The sequence below is a fragment of the Allobosea eneae genome (assembly GCF_042657265.1).
In the GTDB taxonomy this organism is placed as follows: domain Bacteria; phylum Pseudomonadota; class Alphaproteobacteria; order Rhizobiales; family Beijerinckiaceae; genus Allobosea; species Allobosea eneae.
Window position 1 is genome coordinate 1 of sequence record NZ_JBHSLW010000098.1, and the last position, 2,762, is coordinate 2,762.

General features: G+C 58.6%; 3 protein-coding genes. All 3 read left to right on the forward strand.

The window, feature by feature from the left end; genetic code table 11:
• Window positions 1–195: 195 nt before the first annotated feature.
• Window positions 196–519, forward strand: coding sequence for a WGR domain-containing protein (locus ACFPOB_RS29605; RefSeq protein WP_377801764.1), 324 nt, complete (start codon window positions 196–198; stop codon window positions 517–519).
• Between the two features lie 596 nt (window positions 520–1,115).
• The gene (locus ACFPOB_RS29610) at window positions 1,116–1,319 is read left to right on the forward strand and encodes a hypothetical protein (protein ID WP_377801765.1); all 204 of its coding nucleotides are present in this window, start codon (window positions 1,116–1,118) and stop codon (window positions 1,317–1,319) included.
• Window positions 1,320–2,241: 922 nt separating this feature from the next.
• Window positions 2,242–2,649 carry a hypothetical protein gene (locus tag ACFPOB_RS29615; RefSeq protein ID WP_377801766.1) on the forward strand — a complete coding sequence of 136 codons (408 nt, stop codon included), beginning with the start codon at window positions 2,242–2,244 and terminating at the stop codon, window positions 2,647–2,649.
• The last annotated feature ends 113 nt before the right edge of the window (window positions 2,650–2,762 follow it).

Sequence of the window (2,762 nt, forward strand, 5' to 3'; positions counted from 1 at the left end):
TCTGGAAACCAGCATCAAAACAGCCCCGACCTGCAGCAGATTTGAGTCAGACCCAGCCTTCAACGCGATAAGGGGGCTGCGCTTCAATGCGATTTGACAAGCAGGGGCGGGGACTGCACTTCCAGCAGGACAATAACCTGCATATGTCACCTGCCGGCCCACCTCATAATTCGTCGATCACGAACGTGAATCGATATGGGCGAAGCGATTCAACCAATCAATTGGACCCACCGCATGGCGAATGGAAGGATTCAGACGACGCAGCATCGTGGGTCCGCCATGTCTCTTCTTCACATCCTTCTCGAGCGCATCGACCCATCGCAAAACATGGCGCGCTACTACGTACTGTCGATTGAACCAACGTTGTTCGGCGACAGCGCCCTGGTCCGTGAGTGGGGACGCATCGGCTCGTTGGGCCAGCGGCGCACCGAATTATTCCCTCAGCCGACCGACGCCCATCTCGCGCTCGACGCTTGGCTGAAGCGCAAATGCCGCCGAGGCTATCAGCAGCGATCGTAGCCCAGGCCGAATTTGCAGCAGGGGAGGGGGCTTTCGATACGCGACGGTCGATCATGACCATGATGAGAAACGCACAGAGAAGAACTGCCCGCTCAGTTCTTCCGCTTAGGCACCTCGTGACGACTCGGCCATCGCGCCAGGGGATCGCCATTCTGCGAAGCGGAAGGAACGCCGACAGCGTCCAAGCGCAATGCTGGAGCGGCAATATCTGCGCGCGATGCTGTGCGATTGAATGCGTCGTGGAGCAAACTGTCCACCAACTTGCCGTTACCTCTTTCCCGTGGTCATCTCGCGGCAGAGAGCCGCCGAAGAGCGGCGTGTTGGGTGGAGAGCGTCGATGCTGTTGAGCCATCGTTTCACGGGCGTGTGGATCCGCACCGGCATTGTTGCCGGGCTATTCGGAGTGGTGGTGCTCCCGTTGGCGTTCGCACGCTGACGCTTTCGAGGAAACAGCAGCGGGTTGTCGGCAGCGGTGTGAGATCCCCCGATGCCCGGATCGGTGGCTCGGCAAGGTCACTTCCCACCTGAAAATAACGAGGAGTGCTTTCCCCGCAACGCTACATTCGCTATGCCGCAGGCTCTAAGCAACGGCGGGAATGACTGTGTACCAGGTGAAGGCCTTCACGCGGAGCGCCAAGCAGATCAAGCGGGCCGGCACGGCCGCTGAAGCGCTTCAGGTATTTCGCGAGCTGCAGGCAAGCCCTGGCGTTACCTCCTGCGCTGTCTTTCAGAAGGGCGTCCTCGTCAGCCAGACCGAGCTCGAGCGGGCCGCCAATCGCGAGCAGAACCTGCGCGCCTGAGATGCTGAGCCATCATGGTTTGGTCATGCGCAATGCGCATAACGAACCTCTGTAATGCTGCATTGCATATTGAACGGCAGAGGTCGATATCAGCGCCACGGTTGTTCTGAACGGGCTCCGCCACCTCCTCCCGGCGTCGACCCCGTTTCAGCCGTTCCCCTCTGAGATGTTCGGCGTGTCGCCGGGTGTTTCAAACTTTCAAGGCCGGCTCCCAACAGGGACGCCGGCCCTTTTTTTGCCCGCATCCCAAACTTCTCCGTCGCCCAGATGGCGAGAAACCTCTGACGGCAAGGTGTGGGAGACCAATCGCTCAAGAAAAAGGGCCTCGTCGGCCCTTTGGAGTTCGCCTGGAGACCAGGCTCAGGGGAGGCACGGAAAGGTCTCTCATTCCGTTTGGTCAAACTAGCCGAAGAAATTGGCAGCGCAAGGGAAATGCACTCCGCAGTTGCAATGATGAACTGCCGCGCGAGACCGTTTACGCCAGGCTCGGTCACACGGCCGACTACCCAGCAGATGTTGACGATTAAGCCCTATGAATAAGAGGGCCGGAGTGTCCAAGAATCGTGCAGGCATGATATTTTCATTCTGAGAGGATCGCGCTCCCTGCCTGTTCAGTTTTGAGACATCCTATGATCCCGAGGCCGAAAATAGGACCATCAACTCCCCCGGTTCGAGCCAAGAACTGGCAGCTTTCTGGGCAGGGGATCGTGCGGGTCGGCGCGGTGCACGGGCTGCCAGGGGGCAGCTCTGCACAGCTGTCATTACCCCAATCACTAAATTGCTGGACATCGCGCGCCTTTGGAGTCATGCGCGCTGTGCTGCAGTCCATGAGCAAGGCTCTTCGAGCATGCTGGTTGAGGAAAACGTCCGATTATCAAACCTTGATCGACGCCCGTACCTATAGCCGCGAATGGAATCGGTTATGAGGAAAGGCTCGCCTTCAGGGGCACGGATCTACAAGAAGCGCGAGCGCAGCGACGATCCGTGGCTGTCTTCGGTTCTGGCACTTCGCCTGAGACAGATCGAGCGCACATATCCCAGCCACGAGGAATTCGTGAAGGCCTCGAGGCTTTCACGCAGCACCCTGCTCTTATTGCGCTATGGCCGCGGCAACCCCTCCCTGAAAACCCTGACCACGCTGGCAGATAGCTTCGGCGTTTCGGTTTGGAGCCTCCTTGGAATCCGCGAGGAGAGTGTGAAGGGCGACGTCGAGTCCTTTGGGCTCCCATATGACGGCATTTTCGAGCAGCTGAGCAAGGAAATCGGGGCGGAAGCACCGGTCCCGCAGCCGTCCCGGAAGCAAGAAACTGTCGCCAAGAAGCGCCGCTGACACGCATTAGTTGGTAAGCGCCAAGGCGATGCCACATGGCGGGTTTGGTTCTGATCTGAGATTCTTCGGCTTGTTTTAGCGAAGGATCTCGTGATGGAAATTTCTGTATCCAC

Excerpts from the sequence above, each read along its gene's own strand:
- ACFPOB_RS29605 (WP_377801764.1), top strand. The coding sequence starts at position 196 with ATGGGCGAAGCGATTCAACCAATCAATTGGACCCACCGCATGGCGAAT.
- ACFPOB_RS29610 (WP_377801765.1), top strand. The coding sequence starts at position 1,116 with ATGACTGTGTACCAGGTGAAGGCCTTCACGCGGAGCGCCAAGCAGATC.
- ACFPOB_RS29615 (WP_377801766.1), top strand. The coding sequence starts at position 2,242 with ATGAGGAAAGGCTCGCCTTCAGGGGCACGGATCTACAAGAAGCGCGAG.